The 23,547-nt window shown below is 43.6% G+C and carries 20 protein-coding genes; 1 reads left to right on the top strand and 19 read right to left on the bottom strand.

All coding sequences use genetic code 11. From position 1 onward, the window contains the following. Window positions 1-181: 181 nt before the first annotated feature. The 7 genes from EQM06_RS02180 to EQM06_RS02150 form a co-directional block, all read right to left on the bottom strand. Window positions 182-1,246, bottom strand: a complete 1,065-nt coding sequence (locus tag EQM06_RS02180; protein ID WP_128744786.1) for a type IV pilus twitching motility protein PilT — start codon at window positions 1,244-1,246, stop codon at window positions 182-184. Window positions 1,247-1,260: 14 nt separating this feature from the next. Continuing rightward, window positions 1,261-1,761: a hypothetical protein gene (locus EQM06_RS02175; protein WP_128744785.1), complete on the bottom strand. Its 501-nt coding sequence runs from the start codon at window positions 1,759-1,761 to the stop codon at window positions 1,261-1,263. Window position 1,762: 1 nt separating this feature from the next. Continuing rightward, the gene (locus tag EQM06_RS02170) at window positions 1,763-2,146 is read right to left on the bottom strand and encodes a hypothetical protein (protein ID WP_128744784.1); all 384 of its coding nucleotides are present in this window, start codon (window positions 2,144-2,146) and stop codon (window positions 1,763-1,765) included. Further along, window positions 2,139-2,639, bottom strand: coding sequence for a DUF4860 domain-containing protein (locus EQM06_RS02165; protein WP_128744783.1), 501 nt, complete (start codon window positions 2,637-2,639; stop codon window positions 2,139-2,141). The genes EQM06_RS02170 and EQM06_RS02165 overlap by 8 nt, the downstream gene beginning before the upstream one ends. Window positions 2,640-2,648: 9 nt before the next feature. Further along, a complete protein-coding gene (locus tag EQM06_RS02160) occupies window positions 2,649-2,936 on the bottom strand; it encodes a hypothetical protein (RefSeq protein ID WP_230974997.1) in 288 nt (95 codons plus the stop codon). A 15-nt stretch (window positions 2,937-2,951) separates the two neighbouring features. After that, window positions 2,952-3,983: a type II secretion system F family protein gene (locus EQM06_RS02155; protein ID WP_128744781.1), complete on the bottom strand. Its 1,032-nt coding sequence runs from the start codon at window positions 3,981-3,983 to the stop codon at window positions 2,952-2,954. A 68-nt stretch (window positions 3,984-4,051) separates the two neighbouring features. Further along, window positions 4,052-5,011 (bottom strand): transglutaminase-like domain-containing protein, encoded by a 960-nt coding sequence (locus tag EQM06_RS02150; protein ID WP_128744780.1) that lies wholly within the window; start codon window positions 5,009-5,011, stop codon window positions 4,052-4,054. A 116-nt stretch (window positions 5,012-5,127) separates the two neighbouring features. Here EQM06_RS02150 and EQM06_RS02145 point away from each other — a divergent pair, with 116 nt between their 5' ends. Beyond that, window positions 5,128-6,264, top strand: coding sequence for an exosporium glycoprotein BclB-related protein (locus tag EQM06_RS02145; RefSeq protein WP_128744779.1), 1,137 nt, complete (start codon window positions 5,128-5,130; stop codon window positions 6,262-6,264). 61 nt (window positions 6,265-6,325) lie between these two features. Here the strand turns inward: EQM06_RS02145 and EQM06_RS02140 are convergent, their stop codons facing one another. The 12 genes from EQM06_RS02140 to tig form a co-directional block, all read right to left on the bottom strand. Further along, on the bottom strand, window positions 6,326-7,543 hold the full coding sequence (locus EQM06_RS02140; RefSeq protein ID WP_128744778.1) for an AfsR/SARP family transcriptional regulator: 1,218 nt from the start codon (window positions 7,541-7,543) through the stop codon (window positions 6,326-6,328). A gap of 199 nt (window positions 7,544-7,742) precedes the next feature. Next, window positions 7,743-13,556, bottom strand: coding sequence for an S-layer homology domain-containing protein (locus EQM06_RS02135; protein WP_128744777.1), 5,814 nt, complete (start codon window positions 13,554-13,556; stop codon window positions 7,743-7,745). Between the two features lie 26 nt (window positions 13,557-13,582). Beyond that, window positions 13,583-14,452 (bottom strand): hypothetical protein, encoded by an 870-nt coding sequence (locus EQM06_RS02130; protein WP_128744776.1) that lies wholly within the window; start codon window positions 14,450-14,452, stop codon window positions 13,583-13,585. A gap of 17 nt (window positions 14,453-14,469) precedes the next feature. Further along, window positions 14,470-14,964, bottom strand: a complete 495-nt coding sequence (locus tag EQM06_RS13055) for a hypothetical protein (protein ID WP_230974996.1) — start codon at window positions 14,962-14,964, stop codon at window positions 14,470-14,472. Window positions 14,965-15,249: 285 nt separating this feature from the next. Next, complete coding sequence (locus EQM06_RS02120) at window positions 15,250-15,822, bottom strand: PduL/EutD family phosphate acyltransferase (RefSeq protein ID WP_128744775.1); 573 nt, start codon at window positions 15,820-15,822, stop codon at window positions 15,250-15,252. A 79-nt stretch (window positions 15,823-15,901) separates the two neighbouring features. Further along, complete coding sequence (gene hpt / locus EQM06_RS02115; protein ID WP_128744774.1) at window positions 15,902-16,438, bottom strand: hypoxanthine phosphoribosyltransferase; 537 nt, start codon at window positions 16,436-16,438, stop codon at window positions 15,902-15,904. Further along, window positions 16,428-16,778, bottom strand: coding sequence for a DUF1232 domain-containing protein (locus tag EQM06_RS02110; protein ID WP_205666576.1), 351 nt, complete (start codon window positions 16,776-16,778; stop codon window positions 16,428-16,430). Before EQM06_RS02110 ends, hpt begins: the two co-directional genes overlap by 11 nt. Before the next feature lie 22 nt (window positions 16,779-16,800). Beyond that, the gene (gene yihA / locus EQM06_RS02105; protein ID WP_128744773.1) at window positions 16,801-17,406 is read right to left on the bottom strand and encodes a ribosome biogenesis GTP-binding protein YihA/YsxC; all 606 of its coding nucleotides are present in this window, start codon (window positions 17,404-17,406) and stop codon (window positions 16,801-16,803) included. A gap of 44 nt (window positions 17,407-17,450) precedes the next feature. Next, window positions 17,451-19,742: an endopeptidase La gene (gene lon / locus EQM06_RS02100; RefSeq protein WP_128746763.1), complete on the bottom strand. Its 2,292-nt coding sequence runs from the start codon at window positions 19,740-19,742 to the stop codon at window positions 17,451-17,453. Window positions 19,743-19,999: 257 nt separating this feature from the next. Then, a complete protein-coding gene (gene clpX, locus EQM06_RS02095) occupies window positions 20,000-21,277 on the bottom strand; it encodes an ATP-dependent Clp protease ATP-binding subunit ClpX (RefSeq protein ID WP_128744772.1) in 1,278 nt (425 codons plus the stop codon). 15 nt (window positions 21,278-21,292) lie between these two features. Further along, a complete protein-coding gene (clpP, locus tag EQM06_RS02090; RefSeq protein WP_128744771.1) occupies window positions 21,293-21,877 on the bottom strand; it encodes an ATP-dependent Clp endopeptidase proteolytic subunit ClpP in 585 nt (194 codons plus the stop codon). Window positions 21,878-22,031: 154 nt separating this feature from the next. Next, entirely contained in the window at window positions 22,032-23,315 is a 1,284-nt protein-coding gene (gene tig / locus EQM06_RS02085; RefSeq protein ID WP_128744770.1) for a trigger factor, read from the bottom strand. Window positions 23,316-23,547: the final 232 nt, after the last annotated feature.

Below are 23,547 nucleotides of genomic sequence, written 5' to 3'. Positions count from 1 at the left end.
TCATGCAGGCACTTTATCCGCAAACAAATTTTTCCATTTTATGCTATAATCGCAAACAAGTTACAAAAAATAAAGAAAGAAGCTGCTTTTTTATGCTAAAGGGGGACAAAACATACTATTGAATAGCCTCTTTCTTTATATGGTTAGTATGAACCATTTCACCGTTAAATAATCATTGTATTTATACTCTTTGCAGTCTCTTTTCAAAAAATTCTCGATTCGTACTGTAGGCCAGTGCAACCTCTTTTGTGATTTTTCCGTCCTTGTACAGCGTCAATAAGCTGTTGTCCATGGCAAGCATTCCTTCTTCCTGCCCTCCTGCAATAACAGAATCAATCTGGTGGTTCTTCCTTTCCCTTATCATATTTCGGATGGCACTGTTCAAAAACATAATCTCAAATGCCGGTATTGTTCCGCCCTCCACTGTAGGAAGCAGCTGCTGAGAAACAACGGCCTGGAGTACCATGGAAAGCTGGATTCTTATTTGGCTCTGCTGATTTTCCGGAAAAGCATCCACCACTCGGTCGATGGTATTGGCAGCACCGGTGGTGTGCAGCGTAGAAATCACCAGATGCCCTGTTTCTGCCGCAGTCATAGCCGTTCGAATGGTCTCATAGTCTCTGAGCTCTCCCAGCAGGATTACATCCGGAGCCTGTCTTAAGGCGGCTCTTAGTGCGGAAACATAGTCTTCCGTATCCGTAGAAATCTCTCTCTGAGTCACAAGGCTTTTCTGATGTTTATGTAAATATTCAATAGGATCTTCTAGGGTGATGACATGAACATTTCTGGTCTTGTTTATCTGATCTATGATGCATGCCAGCGTGGTGCTCTTGCCGTTTCCTGCTGCTCCCGTAACCAGAACCAGCCCCTTTTTCATATTGGCAATATCGATAACCGTTTTCGGAATATGAAGCTCCCTAAAATCTGGTAAATCAAAACGGACGACCCGTATGACCGCCGCCAAAGACCCCCGCTGCTTAAAAATACTTGCACGGAAACGGGACAAGCCCTGCACAGAAAAAGAAAAATCATCATCCCCGGTATTTTTTACTTTCTCCATGGATCGGTTCTGGGCCATCTCATAAATTTGAGAGATAATATCCGCCAAGTCACCCGGGAGCAAGCTTGTTCCCTCATAGGGGAAAATCTTTCCATTTATTTTTAAAGAAAAGCCTGCACCGGGAATTAAAAAAATATCAGATGCATTTTTTTCTACTGCTATATTTAATACTTTTAATGCCTTCATATCCTCTTCTCCATTCAATCTATATCTTCATTGCCGTTCCAAACAGGCATTTTACTGTCCACTTCATAATCTTCCTTATTCTGTATGCTCCATGAGAGTATTTTATAATTGGCCTTTCCCTCCTCCATTTCTTCATAGGGAAGCAGCTGAAATTGAATCCGCAGGAGCTGTCCCGAGCCGGTATCTACGGCATAGCTGATCTGATTACTGCTCTGGTCAAAGGCCTGTTTAAAGTTCTGCTGAACCAGATTTCTGAACACTTCTTCTGACGGTGCTTCTTTTGCCAGTTGAATTAGTTTCCGGTTCATGTCCCTTTTTAATTCTTCACCTCTGGCATCTGCGGCATAGTATGCTTTAACGCTTTGCTGAGTCTTAACAGCCAAGCGGTAATCTGCTCTGGCGCTCGCTAAAGACAACGTACTGAACACCACCAGGCAAAGCACTGTAAAAATCAGCAAAAGCGAGCTGGTGCCGATCTGAACTCCACGATTATTAAAACCCTTTTTCTTTTCCATCTCATACCTCACCCGGCAAATATTTATGAACCGAAATACTGCAAATTTCTTCAGGACTGTCCTTTGCTTCATAAATACTAATATCTGCTCGGAGCATATCTAAAAGAACTTGATCTTTTACCTTCACAATAAGCCTACTTCCAGCTTCCTTATTGATCTGATCCACTGCAGCGACTATCTTCTCATGGTCGGGAGCATCCATTGCCTTTATGGTTTCTGCCATGCTCTGTGCTAGAATCAACGATTCATTTAGTTCACTTCCCTGCCTGCTGATTCTGTCCGCCTTTACAAAAGCATTCAAGCACAGTGCGGCGCACAGTGCGAAAAAAAGCACAACACAAATGAACTCCATGAGAAACAGTTGGGATGAATTCCTTCTACTCATAGCCGCCCTCCCCGCTTCTTAAAGCTAACAGCAGATATTTTCCATGCTCCCCATAGGTCCGCACTTTCAACAGGTTCTTGCCTATCATTTCAAAAGACATTTCCGGAACGTCCATAATATCCATCCCATCTTCCAAAGCAAGCCCGCTGCCTTCATCGCAGAAGAGCTCCTTTAATTCTCCGTCCTTGCAATAAATCAGGGTATCATAAAGCTCCTGATCATGCTTTTCAACCAGCTTTAAAACCGGTATCCCATCCACCTGCTCCACGGAAACCATTTCGGCTTTATCATTCTGTTTCACCTTGTTTGAAATATAGGATAACGCCGTCACGCTGTTAAAATTTTCATTCATTCTTTCTTCAATATTCTTATAGACCTCCGCACCGAATAAAACCGTAAAGATGGCACTTATGGCAAGAAAAAACAACAGTACCATAGTAAACAAAAACTGTATGGGCTGTTCTGTGTTATTGTAAAATTCTCTACTCTTCATATGTTTCTCCTATAATGGATGAACCGTAATATCCGGCATGATGTTGGAGGCAAAGCCTTCATAAAATACAGCATATTTATCTCGATCGATCTGGATTCCATAGTTTTCCGTCAGGTATTCTACGGATGCAGGATACCTTCCTTCTATAGCGTAACACTGTACGGAGGCACGCTGAATGGCCTGCTGCAATGCTTCAGCTCCTTCTGCCTCAGACCGTTTTGATACGGCATTTATGGAATACAAAAAGACTGCTACCGTACATAAAAAAACAGCAATGGATAACATATAACGCTTCATGCCCATTCACCACCCTCACTGGCCTATGGATGCCATAATTCCAACCAGAGGCATCATAACAGATAACAAAATCAAACCGACAATCGCAGCTAAAACGATCACCATCGTAGGTTCAAATCTGGTTACCATATCGTCAATGGATGTATCCACTTCACTCTCATACTTTTTGGACAGCTCATCAAAAACCGCATCAGACTTGCCCGATCGGACACCGACTTTAATCATCTGCAAATCCATTCCTGTAAAGATGCCCGTATCTTTTAACGTATCGTACAAGGGGTTTCCGGCTTCCAACTGTTCCTTACAGATCCGAAGCTTTTCCTGAATTTTGTGCTGTGGTATTAATTGAACAGCCATCTCCATGCCGGCTTCCAGCTCCAGCCCACTCTTTATGGAGAGAGCCAGAACCGCAGCAATTCGGCGTTTTGTCAGTGCTATAGCAATTCGGCTCTTTTCCTTTACAGTTTTCAGTAATTGTTCTGCCCACATCTGCTGGTGTCCTCTTTGATCTGAAATCATGACTCCTACTGCCGCCAGAACGAGCAAAACAATAACGGCAATAGCGGCTCCGCTGAAAACGGTACCAATCCGCACTGCACTTTTTGTAATGGGAGACAACTGTGCTCCCAGCTGGCTATATACTTCTTCAAAAATAGGCATGACCTTGGTCAGCAATACAAACAGGACCACCATCAGCATGGATACCATGATCAGCGGATAAGTGACCGCACTCTTAATCGTCTGCGCCAGCATACTTTCTTTTTCATAATATTGAGCAAGAGATTTCATAACAATTTCAAGGTTGCCGGTTTCCTGCCCTACTCGGGTCATTTGCACCAGATACTTGGGGAATTGTTTTGTTTTTTCCATAGCGTTCGCCAGGGATGCTCCCATTTCTACATCTTCTGACATCTGCATCAGCATATTCTTTTGCTCCCGGTTCTCCTCATCTTCTGCCAACACGGAAAGCCCCGCATCAATAGAGATTCCTGCTCCCAGCAAAAAAGCGACTTGCATACAAAATGGCGATAATTCCTTTGCTTTCATCTTCACTCCTTAACCGATTACAAAAGGGCAAATATCACTATCTGCCCTCCACATATTTATTCACATCATTAATAAATGTACTTTGCCGTATAATTGTTCGAATCTCCGATATATTTCATCACAGACTCACTCTTTTTACTGGATGAGGCCAAGGTTGGATCCATAAGCTGCCACTTTTTCCCGTCAAAGAAAATCATTCCGTCGACCCAGCCTGTTTCCGGTGTATAAACATTGATCCACGCATGATAAAGACTTCCTGTATATCCTACTACCAGCTTGCACGGAATATTCTGTGAACGCAGCATCGTTGCCATCACAGAAGCATAATCAAAACAGATTCCCTTTTTAGACGCAAGAACTGCATCTACATCCGGCAGATACCCGGTCTGTACGCTGGCTGCTTTTGCTTTATCATAAGTCAAATGACCTACTGTATAATCATAAATAAGTTCTACCTTCTTTAAATCGTCACTGGTAGATTTCGTAATCTGGGCGCCAATTTTAACGGTATTGCTTCCCGCATTGAAATTGACGTACTGGTTTGGATATAAAAAGGGAAGATACGGATTGGCCAGCTTTACGCTGATGCTCTTACTGAAGGCTTGAGAATATTTTGTACCTGAAATATTCTCGAAAACCTTTATCGAATACGTTCCGTTCCCGTCGGTAAGCGGAAAAGTTTCATACGCATTTCTTGCATTTAAATTGTAGGTATATGTGGTTCCCGAGCTTTTTACAATCTGCACCTTAATTTTCTGATTCTGCCCGCTATATTTAATCATCACATATCCTTGATTTGTATTGGAAGCATCCATTGCAACATTTTTTTCCTGATAGACCGTTGTTCCCGGCGCTGAAGGCACTAACACCTTTGCAGGCGAATTGGCCAAAGGCACCGCTTCATCCGTAATGATCACTTCCTTTGAATTGGTGCTGCCCATATCCTTTGCAAAGAAAGTCCACCCACCCAGGGCAAGTGTTCCGCAAAGTATTCCTGTTAAAAACAAAAACTTCCTCTTTTTCATCATTTTTAAATCTCCTGTTCCAAAAATATTAACATATTAAATCAAATTTCATATAGTATAATATAGAGTTTTTGCTCTATAGGTTATTTCATTTAAAATATTTTAGGAGCGTTGTTCACATGCTTATTAATAACTATCCAAGTATAAATCCAAATAATTTTGCAGTTGGCTCCTGCTATCCGCCAAAGCCTTGTGATCCTTGCAGGCCTCCTTGCGATCCTTGCATCAAATGCCCTCCGGGGCCTCCGGGACCTATGGGTCCTGCCGGTCCGCAAGGTCCTCAGGGTCCTCAAGGTGCTGCCGGTCCTCAGGGTCCTATCGGTCCTACCGGACCTGAAGGGGCTACCGGACCTGCCGGTCCTGCTGGCCCTGCTGGTGCTCAGGGACCTGCCGGTGAAATAGGTCCTGCTGGTCCTCAGGGTGCTGCCGGTCCTGCCGGTGCTACTGGTGCTACTGGTGCTACCGGTGCTCAAGGTCCTGCCGGTGAAACCGGTCCTGCCGGTCCTCAAGGTCCTGCCGGTCCTGCCGGCGCTACTGGTGCCACAGGTGCTACCGGTGCTCAAGGTCCTGCCGGTGAAACTGGCCCTGCCGGTCCTCAAGGTGAAGCGGGTCCTGCCGGCGCTACTGGTGCCACGGGTGCTACCGGTGCTCAAGGCCCTGCCGGTGAAATAGGCCCTGCCGGCCCTGCCGGTGCTCAAGGTCCTGCCGGTCCTGCCGGTGCGGATGGTGCGGACGGATTGGGAGCGATTATCCCATTCTCCTCCGGGCTGCCTATTAATCTGACCTCCATTGCCGGAGGTCTGGCCGGAATTCCATCCTTCGTTGGTTTTGGAAGCTCCGCAGCAGGCTTGACCGTACTGGGATCCACTATTGACCTGACAAATGCCGCAGGAACACTGACGAACTTTGCCTTCTCTGTTCCTAGAGACGGTGTTATCACAGATTTAAGTGCTTTCTTCAGTACAACGTTAGCTTTAAGCTTAGTGGGTACTACAATTACCATCCAAGCACAGCTGTATGAATCGACTACACCGAACAATATCTTCTCGCCGGTGGCCGGTGCAAGCGTTACGTTAGCACCGCCCCTAACTGGACTCATCAGTATCGGTGACATCAGTTCCGGAACGACCTCGGGATTGTCTATACCGGTAACTGCCGGTACGCGGCTGCTTCTGGTGTTCTCCATGACAGCTTCGGGATTATCGCTGCTCAACACCGTAGCCGGATATGCAAGCGCAGGAATTGCCATCACCTAAACACTCCACGCCAGCATGAAAAGCGTTTATGACCGCCGGAAATCTTTCCGGCGGTTTTTTCTTAAAATTGTTTGGGATCTAACGGCTGCAATTTATAATGCATTGTGACCGTTCTGCCCACTTTATTTCTCTTATAGGCTCCTTCAATCCTTTTTCCTACCTTGCATCCGTTCTCATAGGAAAGATCCGGAAGCATGACAACAAATTGGGAATGACTGTACCGCGAAAATAGATCGCATTTGCGAAGAGATTTTCCTATGGAATTTTTCAGCGCATCCATTGCCTCCGCCAGATATTCCTTCGACGGGATTTCACCATTGGCATCTGTCAACGTACAGAGCATGATAAAAATGGATTCTCCGGTGCGGTTGACCCGCCGGGCAATAAAGCGGTATATATCTTTAAAGATTTGATACTCACAAAAATAACTGTACTCGGCACGTCCGCCTTCGTTTAAATCTTCCTTGATCGTTATCAAATCTGTCTCTACACTTTTTAATGTTTTAATAATATCCCTGTAAAGGTCTCTCAGCTCCTTGGACGGATTCACGCCCATTTCATCATACAATCGGTTGGTGATGGCTTCATAGGCTGAAAGAGCTTCCTTATGTCTTCCGGTTCTGGTCAGACAGTGAATATAAATTCTGTGAATGTCTTCATCGTAAGCATCAATATTGATCGCTTTTTCACACACGGGAAGCATCGTTTCATACGCTTCCTTTTTTTCTAAAAGTTCATATAAGGAAATAACACTGTCTATAAATAATCTGTGATAATATGTAGTGGAATTTACTGCCCATTCGTCATAGGCTGCATGAGGCAAGAATTTACCTTTATATAGAGAGATTGCTTTCAGGTAATATTCCTCAGCCTTCTCCGGATCATAACTTACTTTTTTTGCCTTGTTGTAGGCTTCCGTAAATTCTTCCGTGTCTATAGTACAGTCTAAACCATTATTCCAGCTGTATGTGCCGCCTGTCTGCAAAATATAATTTTCTTTAGGCAGTCCGCTGTCCGAAAGAACACATCTCAGTCGGTAGACCAGATTCTTTACGGCTTTCGACGGATCATTGCTCCTGTCATCGTGGCACAGCAGCTCCGGTAATTCCTGCATACCGAGCTTTCGGTTGTGATTAGCGATCAAATATCCCAGTAATGTCCATACTTTATGGATTCTTCCTTCGTCTTCAAGTATAACTTTTCCTTCATATTCAAGCGCAAATCTACCTAACATATAAATTTTCAGTTGCTTATTAATTGGGACTATTTTTTCCATCATAAAACTCTATACTTTCTTTCACGATGAAAATCTACGAATCAAAAATTCGTGATTTTCTGGCACAAATTCCGTCAGCAGTACAAAATATGCTGAACAGAATGTTATCAGAAAATAAAATCGTATAAATATTGGAATATTTATACGATTTCATTATATATCATTATTTTATAAAACACAATGAATTTGAATACTTTACAAGCTATTCATTCCAAGTCTTATCGCTTAAAATCTCCGTCCATTTTTCCATATCGCTTATATTTGCTCTGTCAGCATAATCATGATTGTTAGTCGCCTCAATTACTTGATAATAGTACCATTCATTGCTCTTATTATCCGGAAATACCTTATAACCATTGATCAATCCTTCTGCATCCACTCGTCTTTCAAGAACTCTGTTTATAAGAGTCATCGCTTCTGCTCTGGTGATATATTGATCTGGTCTGAAGGTCCCATCCTCATACCCGGTGATCCAGCCTTTCTTAGCTGCTGAATTAATATAGGATTTTGCCCAATGATTTGAAATATCGCTGAACTGGTTGTCAGTTGTCTGATCCAGTGTATCAAATCTGGAAGCAATTGCAGCAAATTCAGCCCTCGTAATCGGTCTGGATGCTCCAAAGGTTCCATTTTCATATCCGGTCAAAATCTTTCCGTTTGCCAGAGTAGCAATGGCATTTAAGGACCATCTATTGGATGCCACATCGCTGAAATCCTCATCTTGTGAGAAATACATATCTCTTGAGGTATCTGTTAATAATCTGTAAAAGATGGTTGCAACTTCTTCTCTGGTAATAGAATTCAGCGGTCGTACGTTTCCGTCTTCATAGCCCTTCACATAATTGAAATGATCCTTTTTGTTCAATTCAACAGTGCCGGCTAACGGAACATCTTCGTCGTTGATCTCTGTTGTATCATTTTTGTTACCATTATTATGGTGGTGGCCGCCTCCGCCTGAACTTGTCACAGTCAATACGCCGGCTTCTGTGTCCACCGCATAGTTTGAAGTCACATCCTGTCCCTCAGGGTCTTCGATTTTCACTGCTGAAATGGCACTTGCCGTTGATCCGACTGCGGTCTGACTGCCTGTAACCGTTACGGTGATGCTCTGTCCTGTCACAACAGCACCTGCTGAAATAGCATATCCGGTCGTCGTTAAGGCTGATCCATCATAGGTTTTGCTGGCACTTCCCGCAACGAGAGTGAGTTCTCTCTTTGTGATATTGACAACAGCACTTCCGGTTACATCCTTGTATCCGGTTTTCATTACAGTATATTCTACCGTATAAGTTCCGGCATCTACAAAAGAATTATCATCGTTGTGATGATCTCGGAACACGGTTTCGGATCCTTCCGGTACATCCAGCGTGATGCCATGCGTCATACCGTCATACACCCCTTCAAATCCAGTTGCCTTTACCTGATCGGTCATATCCAGAGCCTTGATTTCAAAATCTCCCGGTACTACAGTCACTTTGTAATTACTGTTTTCCTTATAGTTTGCTGTCAATACTCTCTCGTATACACCGACTTCGTCCATATCCCCATTGGTTCTGGTGTACGCTATTGTTCCCAGATCGCCTTCTGTAACTAAGCCTTTTACACTGCCTGTGAATTGCGGATCCGCTTCTCCAAAGTTCTTAGAAGCTTCGTTAACCGTTATTTCGACATCTTTCTGCTTAATAACAAGCTTTGAATCAGAATTGGTACTGATAATATACTTTCTTGTAACATCAACCTTATCGATGTCAACTATTTTTGCTGTTTCCAGTCCGGTGAATGTCACAGGGTATTCCTTTGCATCCGTTCCCTTTGCTCCGACAGTCAATCCTTCAATCCTACAGCCTTCAGGTGTTCCCGTGAACCCTTCGACGGATTGCTCCCTACCATTATAAACAACTTCGCTGCTATTAGCTGTTAAGGTTATTACTTCTTTAGCCGCAAAGATTGCTTCAATCCTATGGTCTGTCAAAACCTGTGTAAAAGTGTATACTCCACTGTTAATAATATCATTTAACGTATCTAAGCTTACACTGTTACCGTCAATTTTCACATCCTCCAGATAGGAATCCTCCGCCGGTGTAATCGCATAAACTGCAGCTTCACCTGCCTTCACTTTCACGGCACCTTCACTTGTAATGGTTCCGCTTCCGCTCTTGCTTGCTGTAATTGTAAACTGATCCATCTCCGTAGTAACTTCTACCTTGATCGGTCCTGCTACATTTATCTGCTCAGGATAGGTGTAGGATTTTCCTTCGTCAAAAGCGACGGAAGAACCGTTTACCGTAACAGATGCAATATGATAATGTTCTTTAGCATCAAATGTAATGGCCGGAGAAGTTGCTCCAAACAGTACACTGTTCTTTCCTAAAGTCGTTCCGTCTAAGAAACCTTCTACATCATATTTTTCTCTATCATAGTATACTTTCAGCACAGTCGATTGATTTAAGGATTCGTCACTTAAAGTGGATTTTTCTCTGTTCAAGTCAAATCCTGTGACATCATTATCTCCTGCTTCAATCTTTACAGGGGTTCCTGTCAGCGCTGATGCAGTAGTCGTGTCATACTTTTCGTAGCCCGTTCCGTCTGCTGTCTGTTTATACCATTCAATCGTATACTCTGTATCCACAGCTTTCCACTGTGCCGTATAGGCCACATTTCCTGTAACAGTTCCTTCAATAGCGGAAACGGTAGTCTGTGTGTCGCCCACTTTCCAGCCGTCAAATTCATATCCCGGATTATGGCTTAAGTCTCCGGTAAATGCCGGGATAACATCCCCATAAATCAGGTCATCGCTGCTCTGTTCTTTAAACAGACCTTGATCTCCCGGTAAATAGCTTACCATAAACTTTTTGGAAGTATCCGGAATGATCTTACAATCTACGTGAATGTCGCCATTGCCGCAGTCCACTAATCTGAACGGAACGATGGTAAGACCTTCCACTAACTGGACGCCCTGGTTGGTGTCATAGTTGTCTTGGTACAGTTTAACCAGCTCTCCTGCTGTCTTTCCAAACTGTAAATCCTCCAAAGCTACCAGTTCCTTTTGGGAAGTCGTGCAGTTCGTGAAGTTGAGTCCGCTTCCGCTTACCACCTCTACGCTTCCCTTCCAGCCGTCTGCTTTAGCTGTATACTTGGAAGTGTCGTGGCTGATATGATCCTTAGGGCTTATTTCGTCTTTATATACATAGTAGGTCACATCAAATCGAGTCTGCTCCCAAACCGCATATAAAGTGGTATCTCCTTCCGGAAGCTTATATGGGTCATCTTTCACATATTCGGCTTTTACCGCAGTTGAAGTGGTTGCCCAGCCTAAGAGCTTATATCCGTCCCTTGCCATATCCTTTCCCGAATCCGGAATAGCAACTTCCTCTTCCACTTCCTTTGTTATAGATCCCGGAGGAGTTCCTGTACCTCCATTGACATCAAACCTGACAGTAGCCGAATCCTTATGCCAAATGGCATATAAAGTCTCTGTTGCTGTAATCTTAAAAGTATCTCCTGCTTTAAAGATATTTTCCGAAGCTTTTTCAGCCGCATTTCTGGCCCATCCCACAAAATAATGGAGCCTGTTTGTCAGGCCGTCGCCGCCTGCAAGAGGTACTTCCTGATCCTTTATCCCCTTGACAGAAGTCGGAGGAGTTCCTGTACCTCCGTTGGCGTCATAGGTCACCGTATACTCTTTTTGTACCCAAATAGCGTATAGCGTTGTTGAATCTTGAACCGTAAAGTCTGCATTCTCAGCGTATGCCACCCCAGTTCCATCCGGTTTGGTATTCCATTCCTTGAAAGTATATTCATCCTTTACAAATTGGTTCTCCGCAGTTTTGATTTTACCTCCTGCGTAAGCGGATTCAGAATCTGCTACAGTTCCGCTATCTGCGCCGTTTCCGTCATACGTTACCGCAAACTTGGAATCCTCCGCCGTAGTAACTTCTACCCGGATCGGTCCGGCTACATTTGCCTGCTCAGGATAGGTATAAGACTTTCCTTCAGTAAAAGCTACAGGCAAACCGTTTACCTTAACAGACGCAATATGATAATGTTCTTTAGCATCAAATATAATGGCCGGAGAAGCCGCTCCAAACAGTACACTGTTCTTTCCTAAAGACGTTCCGTCTAAGAAACCTTCTACATCATATTTTTCTCTGTCATAGTATACTTTCAGTACAGTCGATTGATTTAAGGATTCGTCACTTAAAGTGGATTTTTCTCTGTTCAAGTCAAATCCTGTGACATCATTATCTCCTGCTTCAACCGTTACAGGCGTACCTATCAAAGCGGATGCAGTCGTTGTATGATACTTTTCATAGTCCTTTCCATCTGCTGTCTGCTTATACCATTCAACTCGATACTCCGCATTTAAAGCCTTCCACTGTGCCGTTAATATTGTATTTTGAGTGATCTTGCTTCCTACTTCTACTGTAGCGCCGCTTGCATCCTTCCACCCGTCGAAGATATAATTTGCCGGTGCTGTGAACCCATTATCCTTTACTGAGAGTTCACTTCCCACATAAGCAGTATCCGGGGTCATGGTTCCAGTTCCGCTTCCTGCATTATACGTTACTGTGAACTTATCTTTTTCTGTCCACGTTCCCGTAAAGGCAACCGATTTCTTCGGCATAGTGAATGTGCCGCCTGTCACCGTGACATCGTCAGTAGTCCATCCGCTAAAGGTATATCCCGCTAAACCAGGAGCTGCCGCCACAGCAACATTCTCTGTTCCAAGAGCAACCCTTTGAGTTGCCGGTGCTGCCGGTGCTCCTTCCGGTATGGTTCCCATATAGCTGTAGGTCACATTATATTGACCTCTTTCCCGGTTGATGACCGGTTTTTCTTTGCTCGGAGCCGTATTGCTCACCGCCAGATTTTCCACATCTCCGGTAGCGGATACATAAGTGGCTCCTGCACTTTCATTGGTGACAAAATCCTTGTACTGATTCATGTTATCTGAATTTAATTGAATCGTAATCTCAAGGGTATCTCCCTCCGGTCTGAAATTGTCTAACGTCCAGATGACCGTCTTTCCATCGGAAGATTTGCTTGCTTTACCGCTGGTCGGCTCGCCTACAGAAATAATATTGAACACTTCCTGATTGATGACATCTGTAACCGTAACCTTGGAATTGATCACCTTGGAAATATCCCCGAATACATCGGACAAGGTGCTTGGATCGGTAACATTGTTATGATAGCTTCCGCTGGTCGCATAGCCTTTCAGCTTATTGCTTGCACTGCTATCCAAAGATAGACCTACCGTGTAAACCGTGGCGTTCTTTTTCATTGTTGTACTTTCGCTGGTTCCGGCTGACCCACTGTCCGGTGCGCCATCAGATAAAAAGATGACGTAAACAGGCTTCTTATTCTTACTGCTCTTTTTAAAGCTGTCTACATATTGATTTGCCTTTTTTAAAGCAGCTTCATAGTTCGTTCCTTTTCCGTCACCTGCTTTTGGCTGTTCTAAATTGTTCACCAAGTTTAATATTGTGTCTTTATTCTTGGTGGAATCGACCGTGTAACCGTTTCTTACTTTGCTGTCAAAAGCCACAAATGCTACGTTATTATAACTGCTCGTGTTAGGAATAATGGTGTTCAAGGATACCCCTAACGCTTCCTTTGCCAGCTTCCAACGTGTTGTACCTAACGAGATCTTAGCGTTGCAGGTTCCCTGCCACTCAGGGTAGAGGATACCACTACCATAAGTAGCCCCGCATTTTGTACAATGATGAACTCCCCAAAAGTCTTTATCTGTAACAGTCGTATTACCGCAGATCTTTTCGGCATCATAACCCATGCTTCCCGAATAGTCCATGACTACTACAACATCCGCACCGTTATTGATTTCTATCGGATCACCTGCTGTTCGCAGAGTAATCTTTGCAGTTCCCTCGTCCTCGTTTATCCACTGGGCTGTTTTCGTCAATTCCCGACTGCTTCCCGCAAAAGCAACGGGGGATATGAGGGTCGTGCACATTACCGCAGAAAGCAATATGGCCAATTTCCTTTTAAACTTCATCTGTCAACCTCCATCGCTCAAGCGATCTAATCCTCCAATGAATCATTTGGTACCTCACCGGAAGAGGATTCTTCCTTCGCTATTTTGTATTCCAATACGACTGTTTTATTTTGTTCATCCATTTGAACGGTTCTTATATCGGATATACATTTTACTTCCTCTGTTTCTGCTATTAAAGAGGAAATATCATAATCGGAACCCAATTCAATTTCCTCAATAACCTGTGTATGCACTAATTCTCCCACATCCAGCTTCAAAATATGGGTTACGGTCAGGGTCGCGGTTTCCACTTCAATGGCGGGCTCCGTTACGACCTCCTCCATTTCGACAGCCGGTTCTGTTACGGCTGGTTCCATGATAACCGGCTCTGCTTCAACAGTCGGCTCTGTTACAACCGTTTCCGGTTCTGTCTGTTCGCCGTCGGCCGGTTCAGGTTCCGTTGCCGGTTCTGTTACGACCGGCTCCGTTTCAACAGCTGGTTCTGCTTCATCTGAATTCTCTGTGACAGGCTCTTTCGATGCCGGTTCTTCTGTGACTGACGAGCTGTCCTCCGATTGAATGGTTGATTCCGCCGGATTTTCTGTCTCCGGTTTTACCGCTTCCTTGTTTTGTTCCGCTGTTCCCGAAACTGCTGTCTGACTGCCGTCGGCTTCGCCGTTTTCAGTTCCGCTGTTCAAGGCTCCCTGGTTTACTGCTGCTTCCTGCTTTGTGCTGTCACTGCTGTCGCTCTTCTTCACTGCGTCGCCGGCAGCTCCGCCGTTTGCTTCGGTTATGCTGCTCCCGCCGGTGCCTGCATTGGTTTCTGCAGCAGCCGCATCACTTGCAAAAGCAAAAGATGGTATGCTGATTGCAACCACCAGAGCAACCAGTGCTGCACTAAATCGTTTTTTTCGCATTTCGTTAAACTCCTTTCTTAGATAATAGCTTGTTCAAATCCAATCACGTCTGCTTGGTACCCTTGTTCACACGCACTGTCAATGATCTTAATCAGCTCCAACGCACTTCTAAAATTGATCTCCTGCTTCTTTTCTACCCATTGGACTGTACCCTGCCAACTGGCATTCTGTCTAAATTTTATTTGCAATATGAAAGTTGCCTTTTGGCCTCTTTCACTGCCAGTATCAAATTGTCTCATTGCTTTTTTTGCCTCCCTTGTTTCAGTTCCACTGAGAGCAACGATTTCCTCGTCATTCCTGAATTGCCTTTTGTTAATGCTCGCTTCCGGACATCCGATCCTGTCCATTATTTTTTCTACAGTGAGGACCATTTCAGGTAAGTCTTTAAAGCGAATATCATGAAACGGCCTATACCCGGAATATATACGTCCTGCCAGAGCCCCCTCTTTTCGACGGTCTATGCAGACCAGATAACGTGGCAGAAATGGTATGAGTGTATCTAAATCTCCCATAATTTTCCCTTCTATTGATAAATCATTTCTTTTTTATTCAATGTATGTATTATGGCACCGGAAGGTCACAAACCGGTCACATTTTTCATTTTCTACGTGTTTTTTTTCCATTTTTTATTTTTGAGTCATATTCATTCTATTTTTCTATTTTTTGTTTCTTTTCCTGTGACTTTTAAGGTAAACTGAAAAAAGCCCTCAAGCTGATGTTTTTCACCAGCCTGAGGGCTTTTTATCGTGATTATTTCTTATGGATACTATTTCATTCGTGACTGTTTTTTCTGAGTACTATTTAAGGATGGTACATACGGAATTTGGTCCGCAGCCTGCTGCATTTCCTTCATCTGTGTCCAAATGTACTTCTCTCTCATGCTTGTCTCCCGCACGAACCAGTACGTTGTCAAAAATCAGGCCTCTTTCGCCGTCGATCTTAATGCTTACTACATCCTTATCCTTTACACCGGCTTCCTTTGCCTGTGCGTCTGACAAATGAACGTGTCTAAGTGCGATTATTACACCGTGATCCAGTTCTACTTCTCCGCACGGTCCGATCAGCTTACATCCCGGTGTTCCTTCCAGCTTTCCTGATTCTCTGATAGGAGCCTTAATGCCAATCGCTCTGGCATCGGTCATAGCCAGTTCGATCTGCGTTTCCGGTCTGGCAGGTCCAAGTACTCTGATTCCTTTCAGCGTTGCCTTCGGTCCTACTATGTCCACCTTTTCTTCACAGGCAAACTGTCCGGGCTGCACAAGATCCTTGGTCGGAGTCAGCTTGTGACCCGCTCCGAACAATACTTCAATATGCTCTTCACTTAAGTGTAAGTGCTTGTTTGATAATCCGATTTTTACTTCATAGCTCATTTTATGTTTCTCCTTTTATGTATAAATATAGTATACCATTCTGATAATCAAAATGGCACAAAGCTTAACAAAAACCTGTTTAATCCTCTAAGAAACTGATATAAGGCAAATTTCGATACCTCTGATCATAATCCAGACCGTAACCAATGATAAATTTATCCTCTACCGTAAATCCTACATAATCCGCATTCAGCTCGATCCGTCTGCCGCAAGGCTTGTCCAGCAAAGAACAGATCTTGATACATTTTGGTTTTCTTCCTTCCAAGTTCTGTTTTAAATACTTCAAGGTAATGCCGGAATCTACGATATCCTCCACAATAATCACATTTCTTCCTTCTATGGAGGTATCTAAATCTTTCAATATCCGAACCACTCCGGAAGTTTTCGTAGAGGCACCATAGCTGGAACAGGCCATAAAGTCAATCGCGCAATCCAGCTTGATGTTTTTCACCACATCCGCCATCCAAAGAACAGCACCCTTTAATATTCCCACCACAAGAACTTCCTGTCCTGCAAATTCTTCTGTGATCTGAGCCCCAATCTCTTCGGCTCTCTTTAGTATTTGTTCCTGTGTAATCATCACAGTCCCGATTTTATCCTGATAATTATTTTTCATCTTCTGACTCCTTGTCATCCTGAACATTTACTTCGTACTCTGCGTCCTCTATAATATCTTTTCCCTTGTAGTTCTTAGACAGGTCTTCCGCTTTGTCACCTACCCAGTACTTATCCAGTTCATCTTTTAAATGCAGCAGAATCCAGATCCACACCACCAAATCATCCATCCATGCGATAGGGAAAAGCACAGGAGGAATCAAATCTATAGGGGAGACTAAATAAATGATGCCCAAAATAATCAGCAGTTTCTTTCTTCGAGGAACTGACTTATCCATCATCATAGACTTTATCGCTTTAATTCTCTTTAAGAGAACATTGAAACCAATAAACTGATACATTTAGCCTCACCTCTGTTTCATATCATTCGGTTGCACTTGCAGAGGACTCTATAAGCTGTTCAAGCTCATCAAGCAACACTTCATAGCCGGTCTTTTTTAACGCTGAAACGGGAATTACCTTATCTTCTGCCGATAGCTTCAACGTTTTTCTGATAATGCTGATACACTTTTGCCTTTCATTTGAGGATACTTTATCTGCTTTGGTAGCCACCACGATGCCGTCTAATCCGTAGTGCCGCAGGTATTCGTACATCTGCACATCCTGTGCCGACGGAGCATGCCTGATGTCTACCAGCTGAACGACCTTCAACAGCGTTGACCGCCCTTCCAGATAGGCTTCTATCATTTCACCCCAGCCCTCTGTCTGCGATCTGGAAATCTTTGCGTATCCGTATCCGGGCAAATCGACAATTCTGAATTGGTCATTGATCCGATAGAAGTTGATGGTTCTGGTCTTTCCGGGGCTTCCGCTGGTTCTTGCCAGATTTCTTCTATTGGTCAACAGGTTCAAAAGAGAAGATTTGCCCACATTTGAACGTCCCGCAAAAGCGATCTCCGGTATATCCGCATTGGGATATTGATTTGGCTTTACAGCAATCGTTTCAATATCCGCCTTCTTTATAATCATATCACTTTTCCTTCATTCTTTCAATGTCCTTGATAATGGGTTTTTTATTTGACCAGTGCATGTTCAAGAGCATCATCTACTGTTTTAATTAATACGAACTCTATTTTTTTTCTGACATTTGCAGGAATATCATCAATATCCCTTTCATTGTCCGCCGGTAAAAGGATCTTGGTGATCCCCGCTCTGTAGGCTGCAAGTACCTTTTCCCGGATGCCGCCTACCGGAAGGACCTTTCCTCTCAGAGTAATCTCTCCGGTCATAGCCACATTCTTCCGAACTGGTTTGTTGGTCAGGGTGGATATAATGGCTGTACACATCGTCACTCCGGCAGAAGGTCCGTCCTTTGGAGTTGCCCCTTCCGGTATATGAATGTGCAGATCCTGTGTTTTATAGAAATCCTCCTGTATGCCCAGCTTATCCGCAATAGACCTGATATAACTGATGCCTGCCTTGGCCGATTCCTGCATGACTTCGCCCAGCTGACCGGTCAGTACCAGTCTTCCTGTTCCCGGAACGCATGTTGTCTCAATGAACAGGGTATCGCCGCCTACAATCGTCCAAGCAAGTCCGGTCGTAACACCAATTTCGTTTTCCCCTTCAATGATGTCATATCTATATCTCTTTTTGCCCAGATAATTTTCCAGATTCTTCGGCGTGATTCTATAGCTTCGCCCTTTATTCGTTACAATCTTTCTGGCCACTTTTCTGCAAAGGTTGGCAATTTCCCGCTCCAAATTTCTTACGCCGGATTCTCTGGTATAATAATTGATCAGATCCCGCACCGTCGCTTCCGATATACTGATGTCTGACGGTTTCAACCCGTGCTCCTTGACCTTCTTCGGAATCAGATACTTTTCAGCGATCTTGACCTTCTCTTCCTCTGTATAACCGGATACGTGAATGACCTCCATTCTGTCCATCAGCGGTCTTGGAATGGTGTCGATGGTATTGGCCGTCGTTATGAACATTACCTTGGAAAGATCAAACGGGATTTCCAGATAGTGATCCATAAAGTCTTTATTTTGTTCCGGATCTAAGACCTCCAGCAGAGCAGAAGCCGGATCTCCTTTAAAGTCCGCGCCGATTTTATCCACCTCATCAAACAGGAATACCGGATTGTTGGTTCCCGCATCCTTGATACTGGATATAACTCTGCCCGGTATGGCTCCAACGTACGTCCTTCTATGTCCGCGGATTTCCGCTTCATCCCGGACTCCGCCGAGAGACATTCTGACAAAATCCCGGTTGGTAGCTCGTGCTACGGATTTAGCGATAGACGTCTTGCCCACTCCCGGAGGGCCTACGAGACAAAGGATCGGTCCTTTGATGCTGTTGGAAAGATGCACCACCGCCAGATATTCCAAGACTCTTTCCTTGACCTGTTCCAGCCCGTAATGGTCTGCATTCAAAATCTTTTCCGCTTTTTTCAAATCAATATTTGATTTTGCAGACTTGTTCCACGGCAGCGCCAAAATGGTTTCCACATACGTCCGGATAATGCTGCTCTCTGCCGAAGAAGGCGGCAGCTTGCTGAAACGATTGATCTCCTTGCCTACCTTTTCCGCTGTTTTTGCAGGCAGCTTTAATTTTTTCAGCTGTTTGTTCCAGTTCTCTGCCTCATCCTCAACGTCCTCTGTCTGACCCAATTCATCCTGAATAACACGAAGCTGCTCCCTTAAGTAGTATTCCTTCTGATGCTGATTGATGGCTGTTTTCAGCTTAACATTGATATCCTTTTCGATATTCAGGATTTCAATCTCCCGAATCAGAATTTTATTGACCTTTTCCAGTCTTTCATCTATGTCATAGCATTCAAGAATTTCCTGCTTTTCTTCTGCCCGGACAGCCGTGTGTGACGTAATCAGATCGGCCAGCCTGCCCGGCTGACTAATGGACGAAATACTGGAGAATACATCTTTGGCATTTTTAGTGCTGAGGGATAAATATTCCTCAAAGCTTGAAAGCGCCGCTCTCATCAATGCCAGCGTCTTTGAAGAGACCTCCTCCGGTTCATGATCCGGAGCCGGGATGACACTGCACTTAAAATACGGAACTTCAAGCACTACTTCTTTTATCTCACCTCTGCTTACGCCCTCTACCAGAACTCTTATGGAATCGCCGGGAAGCTTGAGCATCTGCTTGATCTTGGCGATAGTTCCCACATGGTAAAAGTCGCTGGTGGTCGGCAGATCGGTGTTCTCATCTTTTTGCGTAGCCAAAAAAACCTGCTGATTCATGATCATGGCTTTTTCTAAAGCATTGATAGACTTTTCCCGTCCTATATCAAAATGGAGAACCATGCTCGGAAAAACGGAAAGCCCTCTGAGAGGAATCATCGGCAGCACCCGGCTTCCGTCTTCTCCTATTTCCTGCAGCTCTTCAGTATGTTCATCTTTTTCGTCGGAGGAACCATCCTCTTCTTCATAGTCTGCAAAATCTGAAAGCAGACGGTCGGATTCATCCAACGCTTTTTCTAATTCATCTTTTAGTTTATCTAATATATCTTTCTTTTTCTCATCAGTCATATATTACCCTCCTGCAACATGCCCTTCTAAACAAAATAAGGCGACATAATTGCCGCCCGCTCTTTCTGTTATGATGCAGATTCTGTATTTTTTTCTTTGCTCGAATCTACAAGCACCAATGTTGGCATTATGTCATTATCGATTGTGCCCTTTGTAATGATGCATTTGCGTACATCGCCTCTTGACGGAATTTCATACATAATGTCTGTCATAATGCGTTCCAGTATACTTCTGAGACCCCTTGCTCCGGTTTTTCTCTCAATAGCTTTCTCGGCGACGCGTTCAATGGCATCCTGTTCAATTTCAAGCTCCACGTCGTCCATAGAGAACAACTTTTTATACTGCTTCAGTAATGCATTCTTTGGTTCTGTAATAATGCGAACCAATGCATCCTTTGAAAGATCCTCTAAAGTTACAATGACCGGAAGTCTTCCGATAAATTCAGGAATCAATCCGTATTTCATCAGATCTTCCGGTTGAATCTTCTTTAGAATTTCCTTCACTTCAACCTCGTTGTCATTGATCTCGGAATTAAATCCAATGGTCTTTTCTCCGATACGTCTCTGAATCACCTTGTCAATTCCATCAAAGGCTCCTCCGCAGATAAACAGCACATTCGTGGTGTCGAACTGTATGAAATCCTGATGCGGATGCTTTCTTCCACCTTGCGGCGGAACGCTGGCAACCGTTCCCTCCAGAATTTTTAAAAGTGCCTGCTGCACCCCTTCTCCGCTCACGTCTCTTGTGATAGAAGGATTATCTGATTTTCTTGCGATTTTGTCTATTTCATCCACATAGATAATGCCCTTCTGAGCCTTTTCTATGTCGTAATCCGCCGCCTGAATGAGCTTCAATAAAATGTTCTCCACATCTTCGCCCACATAACCCGCTTCCGTCAAGGCCGTAGCATCTGCTATGGCAAACGGAACATTTAAAATCTTTGCTAATGTCTGCGCCATCAGGGTCTTACCTGAACCCGTCGAGCCGATCATAATGATGTTGCTCTTCTGAATCTCCACATCATCGTCTACTTTTTTATTTAAAGAATTAATTCTCTTATAGTGATTATATACAGCAACAGCCAGTGCTTTCTTTGCGTCGTCCTGTTCAATAACATAATCCGACAGAATCTGGGCAATTTCCATAGGCTTTAGTAACTTAAAGCCTTCGTCTATTTTTTTATTTTTATCCATAGACGCAAATTCTTCTGTTATGATATCCTGACAAAGCTCAATGCATTCATCGCAGATATATACCCCAGGTCCCGCAATCAATCTTCTGACCTGATCCTGAGGTTTTCCGCAAAAGGAGCACTTTAGTTGCTTGCTTTCGTCATATTTGGTCATAATTGTCCCCCTTAGTTATGGTCTAAATTCAATTACTTTATCGATTAAGCCGTATTCTGCGGCTTCTGCTGCGCTTAGGAAATTATCTCTGTCCGTGTCTTTTTCAATCCTGGCTAAATCCTGGCCCGTATTGCTGCTTAAAATTTTATTTAGCTTTTCTCTGGTCTTTAATATCCAGTCCGCATGAATTTTTATATCGGAAGCCTGACCGTTCACACCGCCAAGCGGCTGATGAATCATGACCTCCGCGTTTGGAAGCGCATATCTTTTGCCCTTTGCCCCTGATGACAATAAAAACGCACCCATACTTGCTGCCATCCCAATACATATAGTCGATACATCCGGCTTAATATACTGCATCGTATCATAGATAGCCATCCCTGCTGTCACAGACCCCCCTGGGCTATTAATATAAATACAAATATCCTTCTTGGCATCTTCTGCCTCTAAGAATAAAAGCTGTGCGACAACTAAGCTTGCCACATGCTCATCAATGGCTTCGCCAAGAAATATGATTCTGTCTTTTAACAGTCTTGAATAGATGTCATAAGAACGTTCACCTTTTCCAGTATTTTCGATAACATAAGGTATCATTGGCATGTACCATACCCCCTTCTTCTTTGCATTTTCACAGCAGGCTTCTCTAATAGAAAAGTCCTGCTAAAAGTTTGTTTACATAGATTTCTTTTTTACATACTTAGATATTATGTGCAGTTGATTCCTGTTTTAACCAACTGCACATAAAATTATTTTCTTATTTAATTACTGCATTGTCATATGCAAAGTCTACAGCCTTTCGCATCTTGATATCTTTTTCAAGAAGAGCAAAGTTATCAGAACCGAGCATAGATTTGATTTGTTCTACTTCCATCTTATACTGAGCAGCCATCAATTCAAACTCCTTGTCTATGTCTTCCTGCGGAGCTTCCAGCTTTTCAGCATCGGCAATAGCGGAAATCAGCATTCTTGTCTTGGTCTTCTTTGTGGCATCTTCCCTCAGCTCTTCTCTGAAATCCTTCGGTTCTTTGCCCAGGTACTGGAAGTACTGATCCAGGCTCATTCCCTGATATCGAAGCTGCTGATCAAATTCCTGTATCATGCCGTCTATTTCATCTTCGATCATGACCTGCGGAATCTCAATGTCGTTTGCCTCATAAATCTTTTCTAAGACAGCATTTTTCATTTCATTTACCGCTCTCTCCTGAGCCGATTTTTCTAATTTCTCTTTTTTGTCCTTCTTTAATTCTTCAAGGGTATCAAATTCACTGACATCTTTAGCAAATTCGTCATTCAGCTCCGGCAGTTCTTCTTCCTTCACTTCGTGAATCTTGCACTTGAATACGGCTTCCTTACCCGATAGATCCTCTGAGTGGTATTCCTCTGGGAAAGTGACCTTAACATCCTTTTCCTCTCCGGCACTGCAGCCGATCAGCTGCTCTTCAAAGCCCGGAATAAAGGTATTTGAACCAAGCTTCAGCGGCTGTCTTTCAGCCGTGCCGCCTTCAAACTGTTCTTCTCCTACAAAGCCTGCATAATCAATGAGAACGGTATCCCCTTCTTTAGCAGCTCTTTCTGCAAGAACCATTCTTGCATTTCTCTTTTGTAATGCTTCCAGTTCTTTATCTACATCTTCATCTGTAACGGCATTTTCAACCTTTGCAATCTCAACGCCTTTATAATCCTTTACTTCAAATTCAGGATATGCAGTAACGGTAATTGTAACGGTAAATCCTTCGCCCTTCTTGATTTCACTGAAGTCAGCATTTGGTCTGTCTACAACATTGATGTTCAGTTCATCCAAAGCATTGAAGTAGTTCTGTGAAAACAAATCATTGATGGCATCTTCAAAGAAAACATCTTCTCCGTAATGTCTTTCGATCAATGTCCTCGGTGCTTTACCTTTTCTGAATCCGTCCACAGAAAACTTTCCTTTGTTGGCCTGATAAGCTTTTATAACAGCCTTTTCAAATTCTTCTGCGGAAAACTCCAGGGTAAACTTTACATCGTTGTGTTCTCTTGAAATAAATGTTGATTTCATTCTATATTTTCCTCCTAAATATCCAACCCAGCGGGTCATGTATTATATATACCTCTTTCTCTCCCGGGTAATCATTTCTTCTATATTTTATATGCGCTGTAAAGCTCAACACATAATGCACATTATTATACCGCGTAAACGGCTGAAAGTAAAGAATTATAGCAAAAATACCTTGTAAAAAACTTAGAAAAGTCCTCTTAACAGCCAAAAAGCTCCGGAAAAACTAAAAAAT

The organism is Aminipila luticellarii, from assembly GCF_004103735.1.
Taxonomy (GTDB): domain Bacteria; phylum Bacillota; class Clostridia; order Peptostreptococcales; family Anaerovoracaceae; genus Aminipila; species Aminipila luticellarii.
This window is presented reverse-complemented; position numbering and strand designations above follow the sequence as displayed.

What these genes read in the sequence shown, in the direction of transcription:
- EQM06_RS02130 (WP_128744776.1), bottom strand. Translation starts at nt 14,452, where the DNA reads ATGCGAAAAAAACGATTTAGTGCAGCACTGGTTGCTCTGGTGGTTGCA.
- clpX (WP_128744772.1), bottom strand. Translation starts at nt 21,277, where the DNA reads ATGACCAAATATGACGAAAGCAAGCAACTAAAGTGCTCCTTTTGCGGA.
- EQM06_RS02120 (WP_128744775.1), bottom strand. Translation starts at nt 15,822, where the DNA reads ATGAGCTATGAAGTAAAAATCGGATTATCAAACAAGCACTTACACTTA.
- EQM06_RS02135 (WP_128744777.1), bottom strand. Translation starts at nt 13,556, where the DNA reads ATGAAGTTTAAAAGGAAATTGGCCATATTGCTTTCTGCGGTAATGTGC.
- hpt (WP_128744774.1), bottom strand. Translation starts at nt 16,438, where the DNA reads ATGAAAAATAATTATCAGGATAAAATCGGGACTGTGATGATTACACAG.
- yihA (WP_128744773.1), bottom strand. Translation starts at nt 17,406, where the DNA reads ATGATTATAAAGAAGGCGGATATTGAAACGATTGCTGTAAAGCCAAAT.
- EQM06_RS02170 (WP_128744784.1), bottom strand. Translation starts at nt 2,146, where the DNA reads ATGAGTAGAAGGAATTCATCCCAACTGTTTCTCATGGAGTTCATTTGT.
- EQM06_RS02140 (WP_128744778.1), bottom strand. Translation starts at nt 7,543, where the DNA reads ATGATGGAAAAAATAGTCCCAATTAATAAGCAACTGAAAATTTATATG.
- lon (WP_128746763.1), bottom strand. Translation starts at nt 19,742, where the DNA reads ATGATTCCTCTCAGAGGGCTTTCCGTTTTTCCGAGCATGGTTCTCCAT.
- EQM06_RS02155 (WP_128744781.1), bottom strand. Translation starts at nt 3,983, where the DNA reads ATGAAAGCAAAGGAATTATCGCCATTTTGTATGCAAGTCGCTTTTTTG.
- EQM06_RS02175 (WP_128744785.1), bottom strand. Translation starts at nt 1,761, where the DNA reads ATGGAAAAGAAAAAGGGTTTTAATAATCGTGGAGTTCAGATCGGCACC.
- clpP (WP_128744771.1), bottom strand. Translation starts at nt 21,877, where the DNA reads ATGCCAATGATACCTTATGTTATCGAAAATACTGGAAAAGGTGAACGT.
- EQM06_RS02165 (WP_128744783.1), bottom strand. Translation starts at nt 2,639, where the DNA reads ATGAAGAGTAGAGAATTTTACAATAACACAGAACAGCCCATACAGTTT.
- EQM06_RS02180 (WP_128744786.1), bottom strand. Translation starts at nt 1,246, where the DNA reads ATGAAGGCATTAAAAGTATTAAATATAGCAGTAGAAAAAAATGCATCT.
- EQM06_RS13055 (WP_230974996.1), bottom strand. Translation starts at nt 14,964, where the DNA reads ATGGGAGATTTAGATACACTCATACCATTTCTGCCACGTTATCTGGTC.
- EQM06_RS02110 (WP_205666576.1), bottom strand. Translation starts at nt 16,778, where the DNA reads ATGTATCAGTTTATTGGTTTCAATGTTCTCTTAAAGAGAATTAAAGCG.
- EQM06_RS02150 (WP_128744780.1), bottom strand. Translation starts at nt 5,011, where the DNA reads ATGATGAAAAAGAGGAAGTTTTTGTTTTTAACAGGAATACTTTGCGGA.
- tig (WP_128744770.1), bottom strand. Translation starts at nt 23,315, where the DNA reads ATGAAATCAACATTTATTTCAAGAGAACACAACGATGTAAAGTTTACC.
- EQM06_RS02160 (WP_230974997.1), bottom strand. Translation starts at nt 2,936, where the DNA reads ATGAAGCGTTATATGTTATCCATTGCTGTTTTTTTATGTACGGTAGCA.
- EQM06_RS02145 (WP_128744779.1), top strand. Translation starts at nt 5,128, where the DNA reads ATGCTTATTAATAACTATCCAAGTATAAATCCAAATAATTTTGCAGTT.